Origin of the sequence: Microbacterium zouquanmingi (assembly GCF_052266675.1) — a bacterium.
Taxonomy (GTDB): Bacteria; Actinomycetota; Actinomycetes; order Actinomycetales; family Microbacteriaceae; genus Microbacterium.
Map to the genome: position 1 here is coordinate 12,730 of NZ_JBQPRA010000007.1, position 21,328 is coordinate 34,057.

The window sequence follows — 21,328 nt, forward strand, 5'->3', positions numbered from 1 at the left end:
GTTTATCGGCGGCGCAGGCTGGCCGGAGCGTCTATCGCAAGCGTCTCGCCGCGGAAGAACGCCGGGCGTCGTACCGCCTGCCAGATCATGATGATGACGCCGAGGACGATCACTGTGACGCCCAGGATGAACACCAGACCGACACCACCGATGTTCGATCCGCTGCCGTAGTCGGGGTTCATGCTGTCGACGAGAGTCATCACGAACAGTGCGGCCAGGATAACGCCGCCGACGAGCGGGAACAGCAGGGTGAACACGAACGTGCGCGCCGAATCGAACCACTGCTTGCGGAAGTACCAGACGCAGGCGAACGCGGTGATGCCGTAGTAGAAGCAGATCATCATGCCGAGCGCGGTGATGGTGTCCCAGAGCACGTCCTCGCTGATGAAGCGCATCACCGCATAGAAGGCGGATGCCACGATCGATGCCACGACCGTCGCGTAGCCAGGGGTGAAGAAGCGCGGGCTCACCTTGGCGAAGCTGCCAGGCAGCGCCCCGTAGTGCCCCATCGCCAGCAGCGTTCGGGCGGGCGAGACGAACGTCGATTGCAGAGAGGATGCCGAGCTGGTGAGCACGGCGAGGGACACGAGAAACGCGAGCGGCCCGAGGATGGGCCCTGACAGATAGAAGAAGACGTTGCCCTGGATGTCTCCGTTGCCCAGACCCAGCTCCCCCGTGCCGATCCCTGCGAACGACAGCAGCGAGATCGACAGCAGCAGATAGAGGACGACGATCGTGATCACCGTGAGGGTCGCGGCTCGCCCCGGGGTCCTCTCGGGGTCCTTGGTCTCCTCGTTCATCGTGAGCGTGACATCCCACCCCCAGAAGATGAAGATCGACAGCGAGAGACCGGCCACGACCGCACCGACCGATCCGACGGCGAACGGGTTGAACCAGCTCAACTCGATCGGGCTCGCGTCGAAGGCATTGCCCTGGGCGACCTGCACGAACGCCGTGATCGAGAAGACCAGCAGCACCAGCACCTGGAATCCGACCAGGAAGTACTGCAGCTTCTGCGTCGTCTGCATATCGCGATACGAGACGAGGGTGGCGCCGAGCATGAACAGCAGACACACCGCGACGTTGATGAACGGGTTGAAGGCCAGTTCGGCGATCGTGCCGGGGCTTCCGGCGATCTGGTCGATCAGCAGAAAGAGGAACTCCACCGCGATGCCCGCGAGATTGGAGAGCACGAGGATCGTGGCCGCGATGAGGCCCCACCCGGCCATCCATCCCACCCACGGGCCGAAGGCGCGGGCGGCCCACGTGAACGAAGTGCCCGAGTCGGGCATGCTGCGGTTGAGTTCGCGATAGCCGAAGGCGACCAAGAGCATCGGGATGAAGCCGACGAGGATGATCGCCGGCACTTGGAAGCCGACCTCTGAGACGGTCGGGCCCAGGGCCGCGGTGAGCGTGTATGCCGGAGCGATACACGAGATGCCGATGACGACGGCGCCGATGAGGCCGACGGTTCCGGCGCTCAGCCCTTTCTGCGATAGCCCGCCGGTGACAGGTGCCGGTTCTTCAGTGTGGGGCGTGGCGCTCATGCGAGGTCTCCTTCGACCTGGGCACCGGTGCGGGTGCGTGGCACGACGATCATGGGTACGGGGAGCACGTGCAGCATCTTCGCCGCCGTCGATCCGAGGAAGAGTCGGCGCGGCTGGGCGAGCCGACTCGAGCCGACGAGGATGACCTCGCCGGGAAGCCAGGACAGGTGCGAGACCGCGTCCTCGACGGTGTCTCCTGGTGCCTGCTCCACCGTGGCGGTGATGCCAGCGGGGAGCGTCTTCTCCGCAGTGGCGAGCACCTCATCGGCATGTCCGCCTGCCACGACGCGGATCGCGCCGGTATCGAGCCCTGGCGGCACATCGAAAGGCACGAGCGACACAAGACGAAGTGCGCTCGCGCTGTCGGCGGCGAGCGCCACCGCCTCGTCGAGCAGCACATCGGCGCCGGTTCTGGTGCCGAGTGCCGCGGTGATGCGAGGCACGGACAGTTCCGCCTGCTTCGCCGTTCCAGAAGGTGCCAGCGCGACGGGGATCGGCGAGGAGTGCAGGAGAGCGGATGCCACCCCGCCCAGCCGGTGACGGCCGAAGATAGCGCCAGCAGCGGCACCGACGACGATGAGCCGGGCACCGAACTCTTCACCGGCAGCGATGAGCCCTTCGGCGAATGACTCCGCGAAGCGCACGTGTCCGCTGCGAGTGAGGTCCTGCGGAATCTCGGCCATCGCGTCGGAGAGCCACTTCTTGCCCTGTTCGCGGATCACGTCCTCATAGGCGCGCTCCGGTGGAACAGCCGCACTGCGGGTGCCCTCTGAGGGGAGCACGATCACCAGGTGCAGGCGCGCGCCGAGACTGCGCGCGAGGCGGGCGCCGAGGGCAGCGGCATCCGCCCCTGACTCTGTCGCGGTGTACCCGACGACGATCGTGCCGCTCATCGCACACCGCCTGTGGATGCGCCGGCCGACCGGCTCGCATCGACGATGTTCGAGGCGACGAGGTGTCCCATGCGGATGGCGCCGTCGACGTGCTGATAGCCCGCTCCGGCGAGGTCGCTGCAGGCGAAGTGGATCGGACCGACGGGAGTTCGAAGGTCGGCACCATAGCGGTGCAGGCCGCCCATGTCGAAGCTGGCGGCATAAGCGCCGCGCGTCCACTCCTCACTGCCCCAGTCACTCTCGTAGTACACGACCGGGTTCAGCGCCTCTGACCCGTAGTAGTGCGAGAGGGACTCGAGGATGCGCTGCTTGCGCTCCTCGGCCGACAGCGTGAACAGGTCGTCAGCGTGCTGGTCGCTGACGAAACCGACCAGGGTCCCGCGCTCATCGCCGTGGTTGGTGTTGTCGTAGGCCTCATGCGAGAGCTCGTACGGGCTGAACGCCGTGCCGCTCAGGCCCTGCTCGCGCCAGAACGGCCGATCATAGACGGCGTGCACCTTGATGACGAAGCCCATCGATAGATGCTGATGCAGCTGGTGCTGGCGACGCGGCATCGGCGGGACGAACGAGATGCGGCTGTAGAGGATCGGCGCGTGCGCGAGGATCGCGAATCGCGCCCTGACGGTGAGCCCGTCCGTCGTCACGGTGACGCCGCCGGTCCCTGAAGGGTCCCACTCCAGGGTTCGAACCGGCTGGTCGAGCACGACGTCTTCGCCGAGACGTTCGGCGAGCCGCAGCGGCACCTGCTGGAGTCCGCCGATCACCCGCTTGTCGAGGATGAAGTCGGCGTCGACGAGATTCGAATACGAACCAGCGGATGCTGCCATCAGCAGCGACTGCAGCAGTGAGAACGCGTGGGTCGGCTTGGTGAGCATCGCAGACCCGGTGGCGAAGGCGAGGTTGCGCACTGCCTCGTCATCGTCGGTCTGTTCACGCAGCCACGCGTCCCAGGAGATCTCGTCCCATTCCTGCGCCTTGGCATGAGCCCAGGGACGATCCGGGTCGATCTCGGCGACCATCGCGTCGAGCTGCGCGGTGATGTCATCGATGACCTTCTCGGTCTCCGCTGTGACGGGGAACATCTCGCCCGTGAAGCGCTTGGTGACGCCATCGGGCCCGACGTAGACGCTGTCGCCATCGCGATAGCGATCGAAGGTCTCAAGGCCGAGCTCCTCGATCATGTCTTTCAGCGCGTCCTGGTCGGGCGAGACCCACTGCCCGCCGATCTCGAGCATGGCGCCGTCGATGACGTCGGTCCACAGCCGGCCGCCGACGCGGTCACGCGCTTCCAGCACTGCAACGGAGAGCCCCGCCCTGCGCAGGTCGTTCGCAGCGGTCAGGCCCGCCGCTCCTGCTCCGACGATGACGACGTCCCGTGTGATCTCAGCCATCTGCAACTCCCTTGTTGTAGGTGCCGGTCGCGGAATCGGAATCCCCCGACCCGCCCGCGACCGGACGTTCTCAGACCCCGGCGAGAGCCGCGGCCACGATGTCGATTCCCTCGTTGAGCAGATCGTCGCCGATGGACAGCGGCGGCAGGAATCGGATGACATTGCCGTAGGTGCCGCAGGTCAGCACGATCACGCCCTGGGCGATGGCCGTCTTCGCGACAGCCGCGGTGAGCGCGGCATCCGGGGCGTTGGTCTCCGGATCGACGAACTCTGCGGCGATCATCGCGCCGTGTCCGCGCACATCCCCGATGCGGGCATCCGATGCCTGCAGCTCGCGAAGGCGACCACCGAGGATCTCGCCGATCCGCTGTGCGCGCTCGATGACACCATCGTTCTCGAACACATCGATTGCGGCGAGCGCTGCGGCACACGCGATCGGGTTGCCGCCGTAGGTGCCGCCGAGTCCGCCTGCGTGAGAAGCGTCCATGATCTCTGCGCGGCCGGTGACGGCCGCGAGCGGGAGGCCTCCGGCAATCCCCTTCGCCGTGGTGATCAGGTCGGGCTCGATGCCGAAGATCTCGCTGGCGAACATGTGCCCTGTGCGCGCGAACCCGGTCTGGACCTCATCGGCGATGAACACGACACCGTTCTCGCGGCACCAGTCCACGAGTGCGGGGAGGAAGCCCTCTGCGGGAACGATGAACCCGCCTTCGCCCTGGATCGGCTCGACGATGATGGCCGCGAGGTTGTCTGCGCCGATCTGCTTCTCGATCTGCGAGATCGCGCGTGCTGCCGCCTCGGGACCGGCGAGCCCGTCACGGAACGGGTATGACATCGGCGCGCGGTAGACCTCGGGGGCGAACGGTCCGAAGCCGCTCTTGTACGGCATCGACTTCGCCGTCAGCGCCATGGTGAGGTTGGTGCGGCCGTGGTAACCGTGATCGAAGGCGACGACGGCCTGGCGTCCGGTGTGCTTGCGGGCGATCTTGATCGCGTTCTCTACGGCCTCAGCACCCGAGTTGAACAGTGCGCTCTTCTTCGCGAAGCCGCCAGGGGTGAGCCGGTTCAGCGCCTCGGCCACTTCGATGTACGACTCATACGGAGAGATCATGAAGCAGGTGTGCGTGAACTGCGCGGCCTGCGCGGCGACAGCGGCTGCGATCTTCGGGTGCGCGTTGCCGACAGTGGTGACGGCGATTCCGCTTCCGAGGTCGATGAGTGAGTTGCCATCAGCATCCACGACGACACCGCCACCGGCAGCCACAGCTGCGACGGGAACGGTGTGGCCCACACCAGCAGGAACAGCATCTGCTTTGCGCGCGAGGATGGCCGCGGATCGCGGTCCAGGCAGATCGGTGACCAGGCGACGCTCCTGCGGGAGGTCGGGACCACCGAGAGTCGTGACGGAAGGTGCGGAATCAAGGAGTGCCATAGTCGTGAGCGTAGACCCGGCAGACCAACCCTGCACTCGCCGGACTGTATGATTCTGGTAGAAAATTCGCCAGAGCGTATAGCAGAGGATGCCGTGGACCAACCGACACTGCGCGCGTTGCTGAATCGCGGGGATCTCGGACTTCGGCTCATCACGGAGCAGGACGACGGAGTGGACCGCGTTCTGCGCTGGGTGCACTCCTCCGACCTCGCAGACCCCACCCCGTTCCTGGCCGACGATCTCGCCCTCCTCACCACCGGGAGCCAGTTCCGTGACGGGAATGAAGAAGACATCGCCGAGTACGTCACCCGGCTCGCTGCCCACGGAATCGTGGGGCTCGGCTTCGGCACCGGAGTGCAGCAGCGCGACGTGCCGGAGCGTCTCATCGAGGCCTGTGCCGACGCGGGGATTCCCCTGTTCGAGGTGCCCTATGACACTCCGTTCATCGCGATCGCGCGCGCCCACGCCGAAGCGATCGCCGCGCAGACCTACGCACGACAGACCTGGGCGCTGGACACCCATCGGGCGCTCGCGATCGCAGCCCTCCGCCCACGCGGACTCGAATCCGCACTCACAGAACTCGCACGCCGGCTCGACCGCTGGGTCGGCATGTTCGACGCATCGGGAGTGCTCGTTCACGAGCATCCGCAACAAGGGGTGCGCGCCGACGAGATCAACGCGCTCACTGCGCGCGCGACCGAACTCCTCAGCCGCGGCACCGAAGCCGGACAGTCGTTGACGCTCGGCACAGAATCATTCACCCTGTTCACGCTCGGGCGCACCGGGCATCTGCGCGGTCTGATCGGCATCGGCACGGCATCGCTGGATGCGCAGTCGCGCACGGTCGTCACCTCGGTGATCGCGATGGCCGGGCTCGCTGTCGAGCAGAACGAACAGCTCACCATAGCCCGTCGTCGACTGCGGACCAGCGTGCTCGAGTCGCTGCTTCTCGACGACCCGACCCTGGCCCGACATGTGCTGGGCTCCATCCCCTCCGCACCGATCGTGGTGGCGATTGCGGACTCCGATGCGTCGGCGGACGCGCTCGACCAGTGGTGGAAGCGGCAGCGTGCCGGCCACGGCACCATGGTCCTCGACGCGGATTCGGATCTGGGCCTCACCATGGTCGTGACAGCTGACGATGCCGGCCTGTTCGACGAGCTGGCGGCGAGCGTCGGCATCCGCATCGGGGTGTCCGATCCAGAGGACTACGAGGCGTTCTCGCGCGCGCACACGCAGGCGGGTGTCGCGCTGACACAGGCTCGTTCACAGGAGGAGAGCGCAGCGGTGCACTACGCGGACACCATTGCGACCAGCATCCTCGGCGTACTCGCCACAGATGAGGCGAGACTCGTCGCTCAGTCACGCCTCGCGCCACTGCATGCCGACGGACGCGATCTTGAACACTCGCTGCGCACGTGGCTGGCCCATGACGCCAGGATCGAATCTGCCGCAGAGGCGCTGGGCATCCATCGCCACACGCTGCGAGCGCGCATCGCGGACGCTTCCCGACTGCTGGGGATGGACCTCTCGTCGTTCCCCGCGCGCGCCGAGCTGTGGGCCGCGCTGCAGACGGCCTGAGCCGCCGCGTCAGCTTGGCGGCAGCGCGACAGGAGACTTCTTGCGTGACCGTCGCCCGCTTCCTGCGTCATCGTCACCGAGCTGTCGCAGTGCCCAATCGATCCTCACGAGCGCCATGATCGCGGCGGACGCCGCGGGGCTCGCGCCGGTGGGGAGTCGGTCAAGAGCCAGGACTGCGTCCGATCGCGTCGTCTGGTCTCCCGCATCCGCCCCGCCCAGCGAGTGTCGCGCTTCGGCGATCGATCCTCTGACCTCATCGATCGACTCGTCCACGACCTGACGTGTCGCCGCGCGCACGTCTGTGGCGCTGGCGGACTCGACTGTCACGGTGCTCTGCACGAGGCGGGCCGCGGAGCGAGTGGTGATGTACATGAGATGGACGGCGGTCGTCTCTCGCTGCGATCTGCTCAGACGGAAAGCGGCCGTCATCGAGGAGACCGCACGATCAGCGTCGGCCTGGGCTGCTTCGAGCGCATCCAGTCTCGATAGCACATCGGCCGAATGCTGCGGGGAACCGAGCGCCGACGACACCGACTGCAGCAGCGCGTCGAGCGCGTCCAGATACACCTTCGCCGTGGCCGCCAGCACAGGTCGGGAGTTCGTCGACGCGATCAGGTACGCGCAGATCACCCCGATAGCCGCTCCCGAGACCGTCTCGACGACACGCAGTTCGAGGATGCTGGTGTCCAGCACTCCCAGCAGACCGTAGAGCGCGACCAGCATAACCGTCATCGAGAAGGCCGAGTAGACGTAGTTCAAAGGCCCCAAGTACAGCATGCAGAACACACTGAGCACGCAGATGCTGACCAGGATCACGTCATTGTGCCCCGCGAGTATCACCGGAACGATGCCGACGACGATGCCGAGCGCGGTGCCGGCGACCCGTCGATACGCTCGGGTGAGGATGCCGCCGCGCGTGGTCGCACCGACGAAGATCACGAATGCGGTCATCACGGCCCAGTACCAGCGTGAGGCCGAGATTGCCTCACCGACGACCGACGCCACGGATGCGGCGATCATCGCCTGCACCGCCATGCGGCTGCTCGCCTGCCACTGCCCCCAAGGGAGCCAGCGAATCGAGCGATGGTGCTCTTCCGCAACCTTCGGCGAGCGCGAGGCGGAGTCGTTCACCCTGCGGCCGTCATGCACCAGCCCATGCGAGAGGTTGATGGCACGCAGTCGCGCGTGCGCGAGCGTGCTCTGCGCCACCAGATAGTTCTCGAAGTCACCGCCCTGGTCGCTACGGGTGACCGCTTGTTCGGCCCAGGCCGTGGCTTCCGCGGTGCGACTGGTGGAGGCGTGGTCGTCGAGAAGCACTTCGAGGTGGGCGAGCGTCACAGGCGGCGCGTGAGCGGATGCTGCGCTCGAAGGCGCGGCGTGCCTGGCAAGTTCGTAACAGGCCTCTTCGGTGTCGACGCGAGCATCCAGCACCCGCTCGGCAAGCGTGTCTTCGTCGCAAGCGATAAAGCGGTCGGTCGGGAAGTGCTGCTGCCAGGCGGCGATCGCCCGACCGACTTCATCGAGGCGCGCAAGGCTCATGCGCAGCGCACTTCCGTGGCCATCACGCGATGCCGTTCGCAGAGCAGCGGCAGAGGCAGCACGCAGCTCTCGCAGCAGCACCTCGATCTCTGCCCGCGGTCTCTTCAGCAGCAGGACCAGTCGAACCACAAGCTGCGCGGCGACAGCGGTGAGGCCGATCAGGAGGAACGCAGGAAGCGCGTCGATCGTCGGTTTCATGAAGAGGGTGAAGAAGTACCCCATGAAGCCGAGCGAGCCGAGTGACGCAGCCCGCGGACCGAACCGGCGGACCCAGATCGCTGCCCCGGTCAACACGATGAATACGCCGATGAGCACCGGGCGATACGCCGAAAGCAGTGTCGCGGCAGCGATCACGAGCCCGAGTACTGGCAGCATGAGTGCTGTCGTTCCCGCTCTGCCCGCCGCGGAGCGGTCATGGACCATGTTGCCCGCCATCACCGACAGGAAGATCGCCATCGCGAGGAGCCCGCTGTCGGCATGGAGTGCCTTGATGATCGCCATTCCGGCCGCGGCGCTGGCCAGCGCACCCGCCGCGACGCCGATCGCAACGGTGAGCCGCGCCCTGCCCGGATCACGCGAGGCGAAGACATCTGCGAGGCGCGAGCGAGCAGTCATCTCATCATCCTCCGGTTAGTGCGTGCGGCTCCCCCAGACTAGCCAACATCCCGCTCGTCATCCGCGAGAGCGCTGCAGAGTCAGCGCGGAGCGTGCGCCTCGAGGAACTCGTACACGTCCGTGGTGTCGACACCGGGGAAAGACCCGGTCGGCAGGGTCGCGAGCAGCGTGCGCGGAGTCTTCACGTTCGGCCACGACTGCTCGCGCCAACGCTCCTCGAGGTCGGCGGGAGCCCGGCGGCAGCACACCTCGACGGAGTGCTTCGAAACACCGCGGTTCGCGGTGTCTCGGCCGACGAACCACTTCGTGTCATCGAAGCGCACGCCGACGCTCACCGAGTGCAAGCCCTCGCTGGATGCCTCGACCCGTGCCGTGCACCAGTAAGTGCCGTTCCCGGTGTCGGTGTACTGGTAGTACGGGTTGAAGCGGTCGTCCTCGTCGAACACGACCCGGCTCGTCCACCGGCGGCAGCACATCTGACCCTCAATGGAACCCAACCGGTCGGTCGGGAAGTTCACGTCGTCGTTCTCGTAGGCCTTGGTGATCGTTCCCGACTCGTGCACCTTCAGGAAGTGCACCGGAATGTCGAGGTGCCGCGTGGCGAGGTTGGTGAAACGGTGCGCCGCGGTCTCGTATGAGACCGAGTACGTGTCGCGCAGGTCTTCGATCGAAATCGCTCTGCGCTGCTTCGCATCCTTCAGCGACGGGACGATGTGCGTCTCGGGGATCAGTAGCGCGCCTGTGAGGTAGTTCGTCTCGACCCGCTGACGAAGGAACTCGGCGTAGCTGCGCGGTTCGGCGTGCCCGAGGATGCGACTCGAGAGCGCTTGCAGCACCGCGGTGCGCGCGTCGCCCTTCGCCGAAACACTGCTCGACAGGTACAGCCGACCGTTGGCGAGGTCGGCCACGCTGCGCGTGGTCTGCGGCAGGTCGGGCGCGTAATGCAGGGTGAACCCGAGGTATGCGGCGATCTCGGATGCTGTGCGTTGAGTCAATGGTCCGCCAGGGTGCCCGACCGCGCTGAGGATCTCAGCGGCGCGAACCTCCAGATCCTCGAAGTGGTTGTCCTGATCGCGCATCAGGTGCCGCAGCTCGACATTCGCACGCCGGGCCTCTTCGGGAGTGGCAGCGCGCTCGTCCCCCAGCCGCTCGATCTCTTCATGCAGGGCGAGAAGAGCCTTGAGCGCCTCCGTCGGCACGGTCTTCGAGATGCGGAACGGATCGATGCCGAGCGCCTGGAAGGTTTGCCCCTTCATCGCGCGCTCGAGAGCGATCTCGGTGGCACTGCGCTCGTCGAGCGGCTCGCCCTCCAGCACCGCGTCGAGGCTGACGCCGAGAGCGCGTGCGATCGCCTGCAGCTGGGTGAGCTTCGGCTCGCGCTTTCCCGTCTCGATCATCGACATCTGACTGGGCGCGCGGTCGACGGCAGAGGCGAGATCCTCGAGCGTCATCCCGCGTGCAGTGCGCAGCTGGCGGATGCGGCGCCCGATGGTGAGAGCATCGGCGTCTTCTGTGATTTCCGGGCCCTGAGCCTGTCGAAGGGTCATCATGCGGCTGATTCTGTCACGAAAGCAGAAATTTGAGAATTCTTCACCTCGAGAATATCCATCTGGACGCCTGAACTTCACACAGAGTGGGTGTCAAGCCACTCCGTAGCTCGACCGAACCGAGGAGACATCATGAGCACTCCCACCGCTGCACCCACCACTGCTCCCACGCAGACCATCCAACAGGGACCGACTCTCACGGTCACCGGCCCCGTCCGCGATCGGTTCGACGAGATCCTCACCCCTGAAGCACTCGCCTTCCTCACCGAGCTGCACCATCGTTTCGCAGGCCGCCGCCACGACCGCATGGCGGACCGCCTGCGTCGCCGCTTCGAGATCGGCAGTGGCCGCGATCCGCAGTTCCGCGACGACACGAAGCACATCCGTGAAGACGCCGACTGGCGTGTGGCGGGAGCGGGCCCCGGCCTCGAAGATCGCCGCGTGGAGATCACCGGCCCCACCGATCCGAAGATGACCATCAACGCCCTCAATTCGGGCGCGAAGGTCTGGCTCGCCGACCAGGAGGACGCCACCAGCCCCACCTGGCAGAACGTCATCGGCGGCCAGCTGTCGCTGCGCGACGCGATCCTTGGGCGACTGACGTTCACCTCCCCCGAAGGCAAGACTTACGAGGTCACTGCCGAGCAGACTCCCACCATCGTGATGCGCCCGCGCGGCTGGCACCTGGTCGAGAAGCACCTGGCCTTCGTCGACCGAACGGGCCGCAGCATGGCGGCATCCGCTTCTCTGGTCGACTTCGGCCTGTACTTCTTCCACAACGCCAAGGCGCTGATCGACGCGGGTCGCGGGCCGTACTTCTACATCCCCAAGCTCGAATCCAGCGAAGAGGCAGGCCTCTGGGACGACATCTTCACGTTCGCCGAGGACTACGTCGGGATCGATCACGGCACGATCCGCGCCACGGTCCTCATCGAGACGCTGCCGGCGGCCTTCGAGATGGACGAGATCCTCTACGCACTCCGCGATCACTGCGCTGGCCTGAACGCCGGACGCTGGGACTACATCTTCTCGATCATCAAGAACTACCGCGGCCGCGGCGCACGATTCGTGCTGCCGGACCGCAGTGAGATCACGATGACGGTGCCGTTCATGCGGGCGTACACCGAGCTGCTGGTGCAGACCTGCCACAAACGGGGCGCCTTCGCGATCGGCGGCATGAGCGCTTTCATCCCGAACCGTCGGGATGCCGATGTCACAGCAGCCGCGATCGAGAAGGTCACCGCTGACAAGAAGCGAGAGGCCGGCGACGGCTTCGACGGAACCTGGGTCGCCCACCCCGATCTGATCCCCACGGCTCAGGCGGAGTTCGATGCGGTGCTCGGCGATCGGCCGAACCAGATCGACCGACAGCGCGACGATGTCGATGTGAAGGCAGAGCAACTCCTCGACCTGCGCATCGGACGTCCCATCACGGCGGCGGGTGTGCGCGGCAACGTGTCGGTGGCGATCCGCTACATCGAGGCGTGGCTGCGAGGTCTCGGCGCCGTTGCAATCGACAACCTCATGGAGGATGCTGCGACGGCAGAGATCTCGCGTTCGCAGGTGTGGCAGTGGATCCACCAGGACCGCTCCACCCAAGACGGCACCCGCATCACACCGGAGTACATCGAGGGCATCATCACTGAGGTGCTCGCTCAGGCGACGCGCTCTGCGGGAGACCGTTACGACGACGCCGCGGAGATCTTCCGCGAGGTGTCGCTGGGCTCCGAGTTCCCGGCCTTCCTCACGCTGTCGGCCTACTCGAAGTTCCTGGTCGACGAGGACTGACCGCATCGGGCTGTTCTTACGGGCGAGCTGAACAGTCTCAGGCGATCTCGCCGCCAGCGACCGTCTCGGCGAGCGCGTGCACGCGGACGAGGTGGTGGGCACTGTAGAAGTCAGCGTCGATGAGTCGCGCAGCATCCGCCTCTTCCGGCGAGGGGTGGGCCGTCACAGCGGTGACTGTGAGGGCGTGCATCCAGCCGCCGGCAAGCGTGCCGAGCAGCATGAGGTACGGAACACTGACGGCCGAGGCATCCCGCCCCGCACCGAACGCGAGGAGCCCATCGGTCGCGCGACGCGCAGAATCCAGCGCACGCGAGAGTCGATCGGCGACGCGCGCGGCGACCTCTCCCCCGGCCTGGCGCAATGCGCTCACCGTGTCGTCGATCTTCGCGAACAGCTCTGCCACCGTCGCGCCCTGATCGCGCAGCACCTTTCGCCCGATCAGGTCGTTCGACTGGATGGCGGTCGTGCCCTCGTAGATCGGCACGATGCGGGCATCACGGTAGTGCTGAGCCGCACCGGTCTCTTCGATGAAGCCCATGCCGCCATAAACCTGAATACCATCGCTCGTCACCCGCAGGGCCTCTTCACTCGCCCAGCCCTTGAGGATCGGCACGAAGAGTTCGGCGAGTCGCACGGATTCCTCGCCCTGGTCGAACAGGTCGCCGACGTAGACAGATAGTGCGCGCATCGCGAAGATCTGGCTGGACATTGAGCGCAGGATGCGGCGCACATCGGGATGCTCGGCAATCGGCGTCCCCTCAGCTCGCTCCTGCACGCGCCCTTGCAGACGAGAGAGCGCGTAGTCAGCGGCCCCCTGATAGGAACGATCAGAGATGCCGGTAGCCTGGTGCCCCATGCCCACTCGCGCGGAGTTCATCATTACGAACATTCCGGCAAGACCGCCGTGCAGTTCGCCGACGAGGTAGCCGGTGGCATCCTCATAGGCCAGCACACAAGTCGGGCTGCCGTGGATGCCAAGCTTGTGCTCGATGGCGACCGTCTCAACGCTGTTGCGCCCACCGAGTGAGCCGTCTGCGTTCACGAGCGTGCGCGGCGCGACGAACAGCGAGAGCCCCTTCGCGCCGTCGGGCGCGCCGGGCGTGCGAGCGAGAACGAGGTGGACGATGTTCTCCGCGACATCGTGATCTCCCCAGGTGATGAAGATCTTCTGGCCGCTGATCGCGTACGTGCCATCGTTGCGCGGAGTGGCCATCGTACGAATCGCACCGAGGTCGGTGCCGGCCTCGGGCTCGGTGAGATTCATGGTGCCGGTCCACTCGCCGCTGACCAATTTGGTCAGGTAGGTCTCACGAAGCTCTTCGGATGCGGCGGCGTCAAGCGCGTGGATGGCTCCAGCCCCCAGCATCCAGCACAGCGCGAATGCCGCGTTCGAGGCGTTCCAGATCTCGCCGAGCCCCGCGCCGACCGACTGCGGAAGCCCATCACCTCCGGCGGACTCCGGTGCTGTCGCGCTGACCCAGCCCGCTTCGACGAGCGCCTGGTAGGCCTCGGGGAAGCCCTCGGGCAGGTGCACCTGACCGCCCTCGAGCCGGGCGCCGATCTGGTCGCCCGCGCGATCGAGCGGCGCGAGGACTTCGGCGGCGAATTCTCCGGCGCCTGCGATGATCTCGACGGCATCGTCTGCAGTGATCGCACCGCCGGATGCCGCGGCGACGATGTCACGGCCGAAAGCCTCTCGATAGAGGAAGGCGTAGTCCGCGACGGGCGGGACGTAAGGGGTTGCAGCGCTCATCGTTCACTCCTGAGTTGAATGTTGCGAGCCGAGCCGGTCGATCGAGACTCAGCGCCAGTGTATCTGACACTCAGTTTCACAACTAGTGCTGGACGCTGTGGACGACTGCGCAGCCTTGTACCATTTGAGGCGTGACTGAACGCGCCCCCCTCTCCCGCAAACTGTCCGCCATCGCCGAGTCGGCGACTCTCAAGGTCGATGCCAAGGCCAAGGCGCTCAAGGCGGAAGGCAAGCCGGTCATCTCCTATGCCGCTGGCGAGCCCGACTTCGCAACGCCGCAGTTCATCGTGGATGCCGCCGCCGAGGCACTGAAGGATCCCGCGAACTTCCGCTACACCCCCGCCCCCGGGCTCCCCGCTCTTCGCGAGGCGATCGCCGCGAAGACGCTGCGTGACTCCGGACTCGAGGTCGCACCGTCGCAGGTGATCGTCACCAACGGTGGAAAGCAGTCTGTGTACCAGGCGTTCCAGGCCGTGGTGAACCCGGGAGACGACGTGCTGTTGCCCGCGCCGTACTGGACCACCTACCCCGAAGCGATCCGCCTGGCTGATGGCACCCCGGTCGAGGTATTCGCCGGCGCCGATCAGGACTACAAGGTGACCGTCGAGCAGCTCGAGGCCGCTCGCACCGAGCGCACGACTGTACTCGTGTTCGTCTCGCCCTCGAACCCCACGGGAGCCGTCTACACGCTCGAGGAGACCACAGCGATCGGGCAGTGGGCGCTCGAGCACGGCATCTGGATCATCTCCGATGAGATCTACCAGAACCTCACTTACGAAGGCACGAAGGCCACCTCGATCGTCGAGGCGGTTCCCGAGGTCGCCGATCAGACGATCCTCGTCAACGGCGTCGCCAAGACCTACGCGATGACGGGCTGGCGGGTGGGCTGGATGGTCGGCCCCGCCGACGCCATCAAGGTTGCCGGAAACCTGCAGTCCCACCTCACGAGCAACGTGAACAACATCGCCCAGCGCGCGGCCATTGCAGCGCTCTGGGGCCCGCAGACCGAGGCGGAGCAGTTCCGCGAGGCGTTTGACCGTCGTCGCCGGATGATCGTGTCGGAGCTCTCGAAGATCGATGGCGTCCAGGTGCCGAACCCGCTCGGAGCCTTCTACGTCTACCCCGACGTGCAGGGTCTGCTGAACCGCACCTGGCAGGGCGTCACGCCCACGACATCGTTGGCGCTCGCCGACCTCATCCTCGAGAAGGCTGAAGTCGCCGTCGTTCCCGGCGAGGCGTTCGGCCCGTCCGGATACCTGCGCCTGTCGTACGCACTCGGCGATGACCAGCTACTCGAAGGCATCCAGCGCCTGCAGAAGCTGTTCGCCTGAGCGGACGCGTCAGCTCTGCTGGTATCCGATCAGCCAGCGGATGCCGTAGCGGTCGGTGACCTGACCGTCGAAGTCGCCCCACGGGCGCTTCTGCAATGGATCGATGATCCCGCCACCCTCGCCGAGGGCAGCGAACCATTTCTGCAGAGTGGTTGGTTCGGCGGTGCCGAGGAGCGAGAATGTCGCGCCGACCATGTGGACCGCGTCTTCATCGCCGGCGGCATCCGAAGCGAAGAGCTCGACGACACCTTTCAGCTGACCATGAGCGATCGCGGCACCGGGCCCATCGGTGCGCCCGAACTGTTCGTACGTGAACAGCTGCAGTTCGCCGCCGAAGACCCCGTGATAGAAGCCCAGCGCCTCCGCAGCGTTTCCGGGAAAGTACAGGTAGGGAACGAGTCCGCTCATCCCGCGAGTGTAGTCGCTACAGTTCCACACCTACGAGAACCGGTTCGGGCTGCAGCAGCAGTCCGAACTCCGCGTGCACACGAGCCTGGATGTAGCGGGCCAGTTCGCTGACCTCTCCTGCCGTAGCGTGTGCGCGGTTGGTGAGGGCGAGGGCGTGCTTGGTCGAGATCCCCGCGCGCGAGCGCGGCAGACGAAACCCCTTGGTGATTCCGGCATTCTCAATGAGCCAGGCCGCACTCACCTTGACCTCCGGACGCGTCGTCGACGCAGGAGGCACATGCCCGTCGTACGACTCCAGCGGGATCACGGTCGCTGCGTCGAGATCCGGCTGCACGGGCCAGCGCGGGCACTCGGGAGGAAGCTGCGCGGCAACCATCTCGGGGACGATCAGGTTCTGGAAGAACGATCCAGCGCTGCGGGTATCGGGATCGGCGGGGTTCAGAAGCATCCCCTTCGCCGCGCGGATCTCGAGGATCCGCTCACGTACCGACGAGAGCGGGACGGTCTCTTCGCCCTCGATGCCGAGCGCGCGACGCAGCTGTTCGCCACCGATCCGCCGGCCGCCGACGCCGACGTCGGCGAGATCGAGGGTCACAGAGAGAATCACCGCGCGACGCAGAGGTGCGCCGCCGTAGTGGTGTTTGAGCACCGAGGTGCGAAATCCCAGACCCAGTTCGGATGCCGGGACGGTTGAGACCTCGCCAGTGGACTCGTCGATGAGCTCGACCTCGACGAGAGTCTCCTGGATCTCCTGTCCATATGCTCCGACGTTCTGCACGGGGGCTGCGCCGACCGTGCCGGGGATGCCGCTCATCGCTTCGATGCCCGCGAGTCCCTGCTCGACTGTGTAGGCGACGAGGTCGTCCCAGTTGTGCCCTGCCTGCACGCGCACTCGGGTGCGGCCGGGGTGCGGGGACTCCGCCCGTTCGATACCCGAGGTGAGAATGCGGATGACCGCACCATCGAAGGGCTCATCGCCTGCGAACAGGTTCGAGCCGCCGCCGAGGACGAACCACTCCTCGCCCAGAGACCACACCTCACGCAGTGTGTCGACGAGCTCATCGGTGCTCGTGGCATCCATCATCCGCTCGGGAGCCGCGCCCGTGTGCAGGGTCGTGAGCTCGGAAAGCGGTATCGGGGTGATATCTACCATCGCGGACCGTCAGAGAGCGACGCGCAGCTGCGCCTTGACGAGGACCGTGGTGTCTGCGTGTGTGACGGTGAGGTCGATGCGCGCACTGGTTTCATCGACGGCACCGACCTTCGCGAGCACCGAGACATCCGCGCCGCTTCGCGGGTCGACGACGACGGGACGCGTGAAACGCACACCGTACTCGGTGATCTTCACTTCAGGGTCAAGGGCTGCGACCACAACAGAGGAGGCCAGTCCCATCGTCAGCATCCCATGCGCGAGCACACCGGGAAGGCCGACGGACTCCGCGATGTCGTCACGGTAGTGGATGGGGTTGAAGTCGCCCGAGGCGCCCGCGTAGCGGACGAGCGATTCGCGCGTGAGGTGGATGGTGCGCTCGGCGATGACGTCTCCGACGGTGAAAGTCATGCGTCCCCCTCTTCCGCGCCGACGAGCAGCACGCTCGTGGCGGTTACGACATGTTCGCCTGCGGCATCCGTGATCACGGCTTCGCTGGTGACCATCGAGTTGCCGGCCATCATGCGGATGCCGGTGACCTTCAGTTGCCCGGTGAGCTCGTCGCCTGCGACGATCGGCTTCGAATACGTGAACCTCTGTTCTGCGTGGATCGTGCGCGCGAGCACGATGCCAGAATCGGGCTCGGCCAGCAGCAGCTGCAGCGTCTGGTCTTGAATGACCATTGCGAACGTCGGGGGCGCGACCACATCAGCGAAGCCCGCGGCACGCGCGGCCTCGACGTCAGTGTGCAGCGGAGCGTCGGCGAAGACCGCGCGAGCGAACTCACGCACCTTCTCACGACCGACCAGGTACGGAGGCGTCGGCGGGAACTCCCGGCCGACCAGTTCGTTGTTCACAGGCACCGGACAAGTCTATCCAGCCGACGCCGCGTCGCTCAGCCTCGCCGCATCCTGAGCGCCTTGATGATCATCTGCACCGCGATGACCACGAGATATGCGGCGAAGAGCATGTTTCCCCAGAAGGGGTTGACGAGCGTGGCGAGCCATGCGCCCAAGGCCGTCATCGTGCAGGCGGCGACACCGATGAGGGCTGCAGCGACCAGGTCGACGTTGTGGTGGCGGAGGTTGCCAACCGTGCCGGACAGGGCCGCCGGGATCATCATGAGCAACGATGTGCCCTTGGCGACGAGGTCGGTGGTGCCGAATCCCATCATCAGCACCGGCACGACGATGACGCCACCGCCGACGCCGATGAGGCCGGAGATGATGCCGGTGACGATGCCAACAAGAATGAGGGCTGCACCGTTGATCCAGCCCAGCTCGAAGGTCGCTTCGCGCGAGGGTATGACCACGAACAGCATGACGATGACGATGACGATGAAACCGATGAAGCCCCACCGGAGCGCCGTCTGCGAGACTCGCGGAAGCAGTCGGGTGCCGACCTGCGCGCCGGCCACTGCGCCGACAGCGAGGAGGAGCGCGGGGATCCAGGCGACGGAATCGTGGATGGCGTAGGAGATCACACCGATGCTCGCGATCGGCACGATGGCCGCAAGAGACGTGCCGGCGCTGATCCGCTGGTCAAAATGCACCATGAGCACGAGCAGCGGCACAATCACCGTGCCTCCGCCGACCCCGAAGAGCCCTGAGAGCAGACCTGCGATCAACCCGATGAAGATGAAGGTGAGGTACGCGCGCGGACCTCGGGTTATCGGACTGGTCAGCTCACTCACTCGGCAAGCCTAATGGGTGCGGCATCCGCCCTCTGTCGCACTCCCCTGTCGCACTCCCCTGTCGCACTGCCCCCAACGAGAGAAGGCCCGCCCTCCCTGACGGGAGCGCGGGCCTTCTCTACGAGGGTGTGTTACTTGTCGCCCTCGACTGCATCGGAGGCGGCAGCTTCAGCTGAAGCGCCCTCCTGCTGCGACTCGGCGGCGACATCCTCGGCAGGCTTTTCCTCTGCCTTGGGTGCGTCTTCGACCTTCTCGGTCTTCTCAGCCTTCGGGGCGGCCTTGGCAGCCGACTTCTTGGCCTTCGGCGTGACGGGCTCGAGGACGAGCTCGATGACAGCCATAGGAGCGTTGTCGCCCTTACGGTTTCCGACCTTCGTGATGCGGGTGTAGCCACCCTCACGGTCAGCGACCAGCGGTGCGATCTCGGTGAAGAGCGTGTGAACCACGTTCTTGTCGCCGATGATCGACAGCACCCGGCGGCGGGCGTGCAGGTCGCCGCGCTTGGCGAACGTGATCAGTCGCTCAGCGAGCGGACGCAGGCGCTTGGCCTTCGTCTCGGTCGTCTTGATCGACTTGTGCGTGTAGAGAGCAGCAGCCAGGTTGGCAAGCAGCAGACGTTCGTGTGCGGGGCCGCCTCCGAGGCGGGGTCCCTTAGTGGGCTTAGGCATATTGGTCTAACTCCTGGTCAGAATTTCGGGGAGGTCAGAAGGACTCGTCTTCGCCTGCGCCGTAGAAGTGGGCGCCGTCGAAACCGGGCACCGAATCCTTGAGCGACAGACCGAGCGAGATGAGCTTGTCGCGCACCTCGTCGACCGACTTCTGGCCGAAGTTGCGGATGTTCATGAGCTGCGTCTCCGACAGCGCCACGAGCTCGGACACCGTGTTGATGCCCTCGCGCTTGAGGCAGTTGTAGGAGCGGACCGAGAGGTCGAGGTCTTCGATCGGCATCGACAGTTCGCTGGAGAGCACGGGCTCCACAGGTGCCGGGCCGATCTCAATGCCCTCTGCCTCGACGTTCAGCTCGCGAGCGAGGCCGAACAGCTCGGTCAGGGTCTTTGCAGCCGAAGCGACAGCGTCGCGCGGGAGCATGCTGTTCTTGGTCTCGACATCGAGGATGAGCTTGTCGAAGTCGGTGCGCTCACCGGCGCGAGTCGCCTCGACGCGGTAGCTGACCTTGAGGACCGGCGAGTAGATCGAGTCGACGGGGATCTGCCCCGCCTCGGCGTACTCGTTGCGGTTCTGGGTCGCCGACACGTAGCCACGGCCACGCTCGATCGTGAGCTCGAGCTCGAACTTCGCGGTGTCGTTGAGCGTTGCGATGACGAGCTCGGGGTTGTGCACCTCGACACCGGCAGGAGCCGAGATGTCAGCGGCGGTAACCTCTCCGGCACCGGTCTTGCGCAGGTAAGCCGTGATGGGCTCGTCGCGCTCGCTCGAGACGACGAGCTGCTTGATGTTGAGGATGATCTCAGTGACATCCTCCTTCACACCGGGGATGGTGCTGAACTCGTGCAGGACGCCATCGATACGGATGCTGGTAACAGCAGCACCGGGGATCGAGGAGAGCAGGCTGCGACGCAGCGCGTTTCCGATGGTGTACCCGAAGCCGGGCTCGAGCGGCTCGACGATGAACCGGCTCCGGTCCTCGGCGATCTTTTCCTCGGTAAGTGTGGGACGCTGTGCAATAAGCACTCTGTGTTCCTTTCGATCACATGCCCGCTATATGACATGTGTTGGGTGAGGTTTTTGAGTTGTGAAAGTCAGTGCCCTGACGGGCAGAGCGAGGGATGCGTGCGCATCCCTCGCAACAACCTGATCAGACGCGGCGACGCTTCGGCGGGCGGCATCCGTTGTGCGCCTGCGGCGTGACGTCCTGGATCGAACCGACCTCGAGGCCTGCGGCCGTGAGCGAACGGATCGCGGTCTCGCGGCCGGAGCCCGGACCCTTCACGAAGACATCGACCTTCTTGACGCCGTGCTCCTGAGCCTGGCGGGCAGCCGACTCAGCAGCCATACCAGCGGCGTACGGGGTCGACTTGCGCGAGCCCTTGAAGCCCACGCCACCCGAGGATGCCCAGCTGATGACAGCGCCGGACGGGTCGGTGATCGAAACGATGGTGTTGTTGAACGTCGACTTGATGTGGGCCTGGCCCAGCGCGATGTTCTTCTTTTCCTTGCGGCGCGGCTTGCGCGCGGCGGCCTTAGGTGCAGCCATGAAAGTTTTCTCCTATTCCCTGGCCGCTGCTTAGCGGGCCTTCTTCTTGCCTGCGACGGTGCGCTTCGGGCCCTTGCGGGTACGGGCGTTGGTCTTGGTGCGCTGGCCGCGGACCGGAAGGCCACGACGGTGACGGATGCCCTCGTAGGAGCCGATCTCAACCTTGCGGCGGATGTCTGCGGCGACCTCGCGGCGCAGGTCACCCTCCACCTTGTAGTTGCCTTCGATGTAGTCGCGAAGCGCGATGAGCTGGTCGTCCGAGAGGTCCTTGACGCGGATCGACTCGTCGATCTCGGTGGCCTTGAGGATCTCGACCGAGCGGGTACGGCCAACGCCGTAGATGTAGGTAAGGGCGATCACCACGCGCTTGTCGCGCGGGATGTCAACGCCGGCAAGACGTGCCATGCGGTTTCTCCTGAGATGAGTAGAGGTGTGGGGCAGGATG

Annotated in this window: 19 protein-coding genes; 3 read left to right on the top strand and 16 right to left on the bottom strand. The window is 65.8% G+C overall.

Annotated features, from left to right (window positions below; translation table 11 throughout):
* Positions 1–2: 2 nt before the first annotated feature.
* From ACTU6V_RS14360 to gabT, 4 genes are all read right to left on the bottom strand, one after another.
* Positions 3–1,547 (bottom strand): APC family permease, encoded by a 1,545-nt coding sequence (locus tag ACTU6V_RS14360; RefSeq protein WP_443468839.1) that lies wholly within the window; start codon positions 1,545–1,547, stop codon positions 3–5.
* Positions 1,544–2,440, bottom strand: a complete 897-nt coding sequence (locus ACTU6V_RS14365) for a universal stress protein (RefSeq protein ID WP_443468838.1) — start codon at positions 2,438–2,440, stop codon at positions 1,544–1,546. Before ACTU6V_RS14365 ends, ACTU6V_RS14360 begins: the two co-directional genes overlap by 4 nt.
* Entirely contained in the window at positions 2,437–3,831 is a 1,395-nt protein-coding gene (locus tag ACTU6V_RS14370; RefSeq protein WP_443468837.1) for a flavin monoamine oxidase family protein, read from the bottom strand. The genes ACTU6V_RS14365 and ACTU6V_RS14370 overlap by 4 nt, the downstream gene beginning before the upstream one ends.
* Before the next feature lie 70 nt (positions 3,832–3,901).
* Positions 3,902–5,263, bottom strand: a complete 1,362-nt coding sequence (gabT, locus tag ACTU6V_RS14375) for a 4-aminobutyrate--2-oxoglutarate transaminase (protein WP_443468836.1) — start codon at positions 5,261–5,263, stop codon at positions 3,902–3,904.
* A 93-nt stretch (positions 5,264–5,356) separates the two neighbouring features.
* Here gabT and ACTU6V_RS14380 point away from each other — a divergent pair, with 93 nt between their 5' ends.
* Positions 5,357–6,844: a PucR family transcriptional regulator gene (locus ACTU6V_RS14380; RefSeq protein ID WP_443475905.1), complete on the top strand. Its 1,488-nt coding sequence runs from the start codon at positions 5,357–5,359 to the stop codon at positions 6,842–6,844.
* A 9-nt stretch (positions 6,845–6,853) separates the two neighbouring features.
* Here the strand turns inward: ACTU6V_RS14380 and ACTU6V_RS14385 are convergent, their stop codons facing one another.
* Together ACTU6V_RS14385 and ACTU6V_RS14390 are read right to left on the bottom strand one after the other, a co-directional pair.
* The gene (locus tag ACTU6V_RS14385; protein WP_443468834.1) at positions 6,854–8,998 is read right to left on the bottom strand and encodes an FUSC family protein; all 2,145 of its coding nucleotides are present in this window, start codon (positions 8,996–8,998) and stop codon (positions 6,854–6,856) included.
* A gap of 80 nt (positions 8,999–9,078) precedes the next feature.
* Positions 9,079–10,548, bottom strand: a complete 1,470-nt coding sequence (locus tag ACTU6V_RS14390) for a helix-turn-helix domain-containing protein (RefSeq protein ID WP_443468833.1) — start codon at positions 10,546–10,548, stop codon at positions 9,079–9,081.
* Between the two features lie 129 nt (positions 10,549–10,677).
* Between ACTU6V_RS14390 and aceB the strand changes: the two genes are divergently transcribed.
* Complete coding sequence (gene aceB, locus ACTU6V_RS14395) at positions 10,678–12,333, top strand: malate synthase A (RefSeq protein WP_443468832.1); 1,656 nt, start codon at positions 10,678–10,680, stop codon at positions 12,331–12,333.
* A 37-nt stretch (positions 12,334–12,370) separates the two neighbouring features.
* Here the strand turns inward: aceB and ACTU6V_RS14400 are convergent, their stop codons facing one another.
* Positions 12,371–14,086 (bottom strand): acyl-CoA dehydrogenase family protein, encoded by a 1,716-nt coding sequence (locus ACTU6V_RS14400; RefSeq protein WP_443475906.1) that lies wholly within the window; start codon positions 14,084–14,086, stop codon positions 12,371–12,373.
* Between the two features lie 131 nt (positions 14,087–14,217).
* On the opposite strand from ACTU6V_RS14400, the gene ACTU6V_RS14405 reads away from it, so the two are divergent.
* Positions 14,218–15,417 (top strand): pyridoxal phosphate-dependent aminotransferase, encoded by a 1,200-nt coding sequence (locus ACTU6V_RS14405; protein ID WP_443468830.1) that lies wholly within the window; start codon positions 14,218–14,220, stop codon positions 15,415–15,417.
* 9 nt (positions 15,418–15,426) lie between these two features.
* Here the strand turns inward: ACTU6V_RS14405 and ACTU6V_RS14410 are convergent, their stop codons facing one another.
* The 9 genes from ACTU6V_RS14410 to rpsM all read right to left on the bottom strand — a co-directional run bounded on the left by ACTU6V_RS14410 (position 15,427) and on the right by rpsM (position 21,288).
* On the bottom strand, positions 15,427–15,825 hold the full coding sequence (locus tag ACTU6V_RS14410) for a VOC family protein (RefSeq protein ID WP_443468829.1): 399 nt from the start codon (positions 15,823–15,825) through the stop codon (positions 15,427–15,429).
* Positions 15,826–15,841: 16 nt separating this feature from the next.
* A complete protein-coding gene (locus tag ACTU6V_RS14415; RefSeq protein WP_443475907.1) occupies positions 15,842–16,978 on the bottom strand; it encodes a UDP-N-acetylmuramate dehydrogenase in 1,137 nt (378 codons plus the stop codon).
* A 9-nt stretch (positions 16,979–16,987) separates the two neighbouring features.
* Positions 16,988–17,386: a MaoC/PaaZ C-terminal domain-containing protein gene (locus tag ACTU6V_RS14420; RefSeq protein ID WP_443468827.1), complete on the bottom strand. Its 399-nt coding sequence runs from the start codon at positions 17,384–17,386 to the stop codon at positions 16,988–16,990.
* Positions 17,383–17,838, bottom strand: coding sequence for an FAS1-like dehydratase domain-containing protein (locus ACTU6V_RS14425; RefSeq protein ID WP_443468826.1), 456 nt, complete (start codon positions 17,836–17,838; stop codon positions 17,383–17,385). The genes ACTU6V_RS14420 and ACTU6V_RS14425 overlap by 4 nt, the downstream gene beginning before the upstream one ends.
* A gap of 32 nt (positions 17,839–17,870) precedes the next feature.
* Positions 17,871–18,659, bottom strand: coding sequence for a sulfite exporter TauE/SafE family protein (locus ACTU6V_RS14430; RefSeq protein ID WP_443475962.1), 789 nt, complete (start codon positions 18,657–18,659; stop codon positions 17,871–17,873).
* A gap of 140 nt (positions 18,660–18,799) precedes the next feature.
* On the bottom strand, positions 18,800–19,336 hold the full coding sequence (gene rplQ, locus ACTU6V_RS14435) for a 50S ribosomal protein L17 (protein WP_443475908.1): 537 nt from the start codon (positions 19,334–19,336) through the stop codon (positions 18,800–18,802).
* Between the two features lie 34 nt (positions 19,337–19,370).
* Positions 19,371–20,360, bottom strand: a complete 990-nt coding sequence (locus tag ACTU6V_RS14440) for a DNA-directed RNA polymerase subunit alpha (RefSeq protein WP_417508675.1) — start codon at positions 20,358–20,360, stop codon at positions 19,371–19,373.
* Between the two features lie 124 nt (positions 20,361–20,484).
* Positions 20,485–20,883, bottom strand: a complete 399-nt coding sequence (gene rpsK / locus ACTU6V_RS14445; protein ID WP_033106075.1) for a 30S ribosomal protein S11 — start codon at positions 20,881–20,883, stop codon at positions 20,485–20,487.
* A gap of 30 nt (positions 20,884–20,913) precedes the next feature.
* On the bottom strand, positions 20,914–21,288 hold the full coding sequence (rpsM, locus tag ACTU6V_RS14450) for a 30S ribosomal protein S13 (RefSeq protein ID WP_047524098.1): 375 nt from the start codon (positions 21,286–21,288) through the stop codon (positions 20,914–20,916).
* Positions 21,289–21,328 lie beyond the last annotated feature (40 nt).

Bases quoted from the DNA above. Each gene is read 5' to 3' on its own strand.
- ACTU6V_RS14360 (WP_443468839.1), bottom strand. From the start codon at position 1,547: ATGAGCGCCACGCCCCACACTGAAGAACCGGCACCTGTCACCGGCGGG.
- ACTU6V_RS14365 (WP_443468838.1), bottom strand. From the start codon at position 2,440: ATGAGCGGCACGATCGTCGTCGGGTACACCGCGACAGAGTCAGGGGCG.
- ACTU6V_RS14370 (WP_443468837.1), bottom strand. From the start codon at position 3,831: ATGGCTGAGATCACACGGGACGTCGTCATCGTCGGAGCAGGAGCGGCG.
- gabT (WP_443468836.1), bottom strand. From the start codon at position 5,263: ATGGCACTCCTTGATTCCGCACCTTCCGTCACGACTCTCGGTGGTCCC.
- ACTU6V_RS14385 (WP_443468834.1), bottom strand. From the start codon at position 8,998: ATGACTGCTCGCTCGCGCCTCGCAGATGTCTTCGCCTCGCGTGATCCG.
- ACTU6V_RS14390 (WP_443468833.1), bottom strand. From the start codon at position 10,548: ATGATGACCCTTCGACAGGCTCAGGGCCCGGAAATCACAGAAGACGCC.
- aceB (WP_443468832.1), top strand. From the start codon at position 10,678: ATGAGCACTCCCACCGCTGCACCCACCACTGCTCCCACGCAGACCATC.
- ACTU6V_RS14400 (WP_443475906.1), bottom strand. From the start codon at position 14,086: ATGAGCGCTGCAACCCCTTACGTCCCGCCCGTCGCGGACTACGCCTTC.
- ACTU6V_RS14410 (WP_443468829.1), bottom strand. From the start codon at position 15,825: ATGAGCGGACTCGTTCCCTACCTGTACTTTCCCGGAAACGCTGCGGAG.
- ACTU6V_RS14415 (WP_443475907.1), bottom strand. From the start codon at position 16,978: ATGGTAGATATCACCCCGATACCGCTTTCCGAGCTCACGACCCTGCAC.
- ACTU6V_RS14420 (WP_443468827.1), bottom strand. From the start codon at position 17,386: ATGACTTTCACCGTCGGAGACGTCATCGCCGAGCGCACCATCCACCTC.
- rplQ (WP_443475908.1), bottom strand. From the start codon at position 19,336: ATGCCTAAGCCCACTAAGGGACCCCGCCTCGGAGGCGGCCCCGCACAC.
- rpsK (WP_033106075.1), bottom strand. From the start codon at position 20,883: ATGGCTGCACCTAAGGCCGCCGCGCGCAAGCCGCGCCGCAAGGAAAAG.
- rpsM (WP_047524098.1), bottom strand. From the start codon at position 21,288: ATGGCACGTCTTGCCGGCGTTGACATCCCGCGCGACAAGCGCGTGGTG.